Origin of the sequence: Streptomyces aureus (genome assembly GCF_001418135.1) — a bacterium.
In the GTDB taxonomy this organism is placed as follows: Bacteria; Actinomycetota; Actinomycetes; order Streptomycetales; family Streptomycetaceae; genus Streptomyces; species Streptomyces aureus_A.
This window is the reverse complement of record NZ_LIPQ01000151.1, coordinates 1-3,819: the sequence shown is the minus strand read 5'-3', so window position 1 is coordinate 3,819 and position 3,819 is coordinate 1. Positions and strand designations below refer to the sequence as shown.

Here is a 3,819-nt window from a genome sequence, read left to right as displayed (position 1 = left end):
CGCCGTCGCCGAGGAGCTGCACTTCACCCGCGCCGCCGCCCGCCGCTACGTCGCCCAGCAGGCACTCAGCCGTGACATCCGGCGCCTGGAGCGCGAAGTGGGCGCCGAGCTCTTCGTACGGACCACCCGGCAGGTCTCCCTCACTCCTGACGGCGAGCGCCTCCTCCCGTACGCGCTCCGGGTGTTGGCCGCGCACGACGAGCTGACCGAGGCCTTCCGGGCCGCGCCCCGGCCGCTCCTCGTCGACCTCAACAGCCCCGGACTCGCCCCCGAGAACGTGCTGCGCCGGGCCCGTGAACTCGCCCCGGACCAGGAGTTGATGGCCCGCTACGAGAGTGGACTCACCGGCGCCGCGCGGGAGATGCTCGCCGGGCGGCTCGACACCTCCTTCGGCCGGTACGGCGGCCTCGACGCCGGGCTGCGGGCGCGGCTCGACTCCCAGTTCGTGCGGTACGAGCGGATGGCCGTGGTCCTCCCCGACGACCATCCGCTCGCCGGTCTGGCCGAGGTGCCGCTCGCCGCTCTCGCCGGGGAACGGATCTACGCGGGCGCGGGGAACGACCGCACACCCGAGTGGACCGACCTCGCCGCCCGGCTCTTCGCCGGGCGCGGCATCGAGATCGCCCCGCCCGCGCCGCTCGCCGTCGGCAAGGAGGAGTTCCACCGCATCATGGCCAAGCACCGCAATCCGGTGCTCGCCGTCGTCGACTTCCCGCCCATGCCGGGCTGTGTGCTGCGGCCGCTCGTCGACCCCGTACCCCTGTCGCCCGTGAGCCTGGTGTGGCGCAAGGGGCTGCGCCATCCCGGTCTGGACGCGCTGCGGACCGCGGCTGCCGAGATCGGTGCCAGGGAGGGCTGGCACGACCGCCCGGCCGGGTCCTGGCTGCCGGAGGGGGAGCCGGGGCTGCCGGAGCGGGCGCCGGGGCTGCCCGGCGCCTGAGGGGCTGCCGGGGGCCCGTGCTGCCGGGCGCCCGAGGGGGCGCCGGGTGCCTGAGGGGGCGCCGAGGGAGGGCCGAAGCGCGTGCGGGGCGCGCACCGGCGCTCACAGAGGCCTCGCGCTCCGGGTGAGAGCAAGGTTCCGTTGCCGTCACCTCGCGGCACCGGGCCGAAACGCGACCTCCCTAGCGTCGGGGACAGGTGGACCGGGGCTGTGGACGCCCCAGGACCCGACACCCGCGGAGGTACGACATGGGCGGCCGGTGGATCGAGCAGTGGGAGCCGGAGGACGAGACCTTCTGGCGCGAGAAGGGGGAGCGGATCGCGCGGCGCAACCTGCTCTACTCCGTGATCTCCGAGCACATCGGCTTCTCCATCTGGAGCCTGTGGTCGGTCATGGTGCTCTTCATGGGACCGCAGTACGGCGTCGACCCGGCGGGCAAGTTCTTCCTGATCGCGACCGCGACGTTCGTCGGCGCGCTGATCCGCATCCCGTACACCTTCGCCGTCGCCCGCTTCGGCGGCCGGAACTGGACGGTCCTCAGCGCCCTGATGCTCCTGCTGCCCACCGGCTTCGCCTTCGCCGTGATGGAGCCCGGGACCTCGTACACCACCTTCGTCCTGGTGGCGGCCCTCACCGGCGTCGGCGGCGGCAACTTCGCCTCCTCGATGACCAACATCAACGCCTTCTTCCCGCTGCGGAAGAAGGGCTGGGCGCTCGGACTCAACGCGGGCGGCGGCAACATCGGCGTCCCCGTCGTCCAGCTCGTCGGCCTCCTCGTCATCGGTACGGCTGGTGCGATGCACCCGAGGATCGTGCTCGGCGTCTACCTGCCGCTGATCGTCGTCGCCGCCGTGTGCGCCGCGCTCTTCATGGACAACCTCGCGCCCGTGAAGAACGACACCGGCGCCGCGAAGGAGGCCGTCCGGGCCCGCCACACCTGGATCATGGCCTTCCTGTACATCGGCACCTTCGGCTCCTTCATCGGCTACAGCTTCGCCTTCGGCCTCGTGCTCCAGACCCAGTTCGGCCGCACCCCGCTCCAGGCCGCCTCGCTCACCTTCATCGGCCCGCTGCTCGGCTCCCTCATCCGGCCGATCGGCGGCTCCCTCGCCGACCGGCACGGCGGCGCCCGCATCACCCTGGGGACCTTCGCCGCGATGGCCCTCGCGACCGGTGTCGTCATCTACGCCTCCGTGATCGAGTCCCTCACCGTCTTCCTCGTCGGCTTCATCGGCCTCTTCGTCCTCAGCGGTCTCGGCAACGGCTCCACGTACAAGATGATCCCGGCGATCTTCCTCGCCCAGGGGCACCGCAAGGGCCTCGCCGGAGAGGCCGCCGAGGCCTACGGACGCCGCCTCTCCGGCGCCGCCATGGGCCTCATCGGAGCGGTCGGCGCGCTCGGCGGCCTCGGCATCAACCTCGCCTTCCGCCAGTCCTTCCAGACCTCAGGCACCGGCACGGCGGCCTTCGTCGCCTTCCTGGCCTTCTACGCGGCCTGCATGGTCGTCACCTGGGCGGTATACCTTCGCGCTCCGGTCGCGGTCCCCGCCACGGTCCCGGAGAACGCCGGGGACGTCACCGAGCCGGAGTCCCGGCCCGGCTACGCGAAGGTGTGACGTCCGATGCCCGGCGCGGACCGTAACGATCAGGAAATACGGGCGAACCGAGACCGTCACGCGTCCCCGTCAGGCTCTGACCTCATGGACGAGCAGCAAGAACACGGCCCCGCCGGCCCCCTCAACGGCTTCACGGTCGGCGTCACCGCGGCGCGGCGCGCGGACGAACTCATCGCGTTGCTGCGCCGGCGCGGCGCCGCCGTCGTCCACGGACCCGCCCTGCGGATCGTGCCCCTGGCGGACGACACCGAACTCCTCGCCGCCACCAAGGAACTCATCGGCCACGCCCCGGACGTCGTCGTCGCCACGACGGCGATCGGCTTCCGGGGCTGGGTCGAGGCGGCGGAGGGCTGGGGCTGCGGGGAGGAGCTCCTCGCCGTCCTGCGGGACGTCGAGCTCCTCGCCCGGGGACCCAAGGTCAAGGGAGCCGTACGCGCCGCCGGACTCACCGAGTCCTGGTCGCCCGGCTCGGAGTCCATGGCCGAGGTCCTCGACCGGCTCCTCGCCGAGGGCGTGGCGGGCCGGCGGATCGCCCTCCAGCTGCACGGGGAGCCGCTGCCCGGCTTCGTGGAGGCGCTCACGGCCGGCGGCGCGGAGGTCGTCGGCGTCCCCGTCTACCGCTGGATGCCGCCGGAGGACATCGGGCCGCTCGACCGGCTCCTCGACGCGACCCTCGCCGGCACCGTGGACGCCGTCACCTTCACCAGTGCCCCCGCCGCCGTCTCCCTCTTCTCCCGGGCCGCGGAGAGGGGCCTGCGGGACCGGCTCGTCGAGGCGCTGCGGCACGAGGTGCTCGCCGTCTGCGTCGGCCCCGTCACGGCGCTGCCGCTCCAGGCGGAGGGCATCGACACGTACCAGCCCGAACGCTTCCGGCTCGGCCCGCTGGTCCAGCTGCTCTGCAGGGAACTGCCCGCCCGTTCCCAGGTCCTGCCGGTCGCGGGCCGCCGCGTCGAGGTCCGCGGGCACGCCGTCCTCGTCGACGGCGCCCTGCGGCCCGTACCGCCCGCCGGAATGGCCCTCCTCCGGCTCCTCGCCCGCCGTCCCGGCTGGGTGGTCTCCCGCGCCGACCTGCTGCGGGCGCTGCCCGGCGCGGGTCGTGACGAGCACGCCGTCGAGACGGCGATGGCCCGCCTCCGCACGTCCCTCGGCGCCCCGAAGCTGATCCAGACGGTGGTGAAGCGGGGGTATCGGCTGGCGCTGGACGCGGCGGCGGACGCGAAGTACGACGACTAGCTCCGGCTCCTCGCTCCCCCCTGCGCCCGC

General features: G+C 73.5%; 3 protein-coding genes. All 3 read left to right on the top strand.

From position 1 onward, the window contains the following. Window positions 1–940 (top strand): LysR family transcriptional regulator (locus tag AOK00_RS14510; protein WP_055600726.1); only part of this gene is annotated, 940 nt, incomplete at its 5' end. Between the two features lie 248 nt (window positions 941–1,188). Continuing rightward, window positions 1,189–2,556 (top strand): nitrate/nitrite transporter, encoded by a 1,368-nt coding sequence (locus tag AOK00_RS14505; protein WP_055600725.1) that lies wholly within the window; start codon window positions 1,189–1,191, stop codon window positions 2,554–2,556. Between the two features lie 84 nt (window positions 2,557–2,640). Then, window positions 2,641–3,789 carry a uroporphyrinogen-III synthase gene (locus tag AOK00_RS14500; protein ID WP_055600724.1) on the top strand — a complete coding sequence of 383 codons (1,149 nt, stop codon included), beginning with the start codon at window positions 2,641–2,643 and terminating at the stop codon, window positions 3,787–3,789. Window positions 3,790–3,819: the final 30 nt, after the last annotated feature.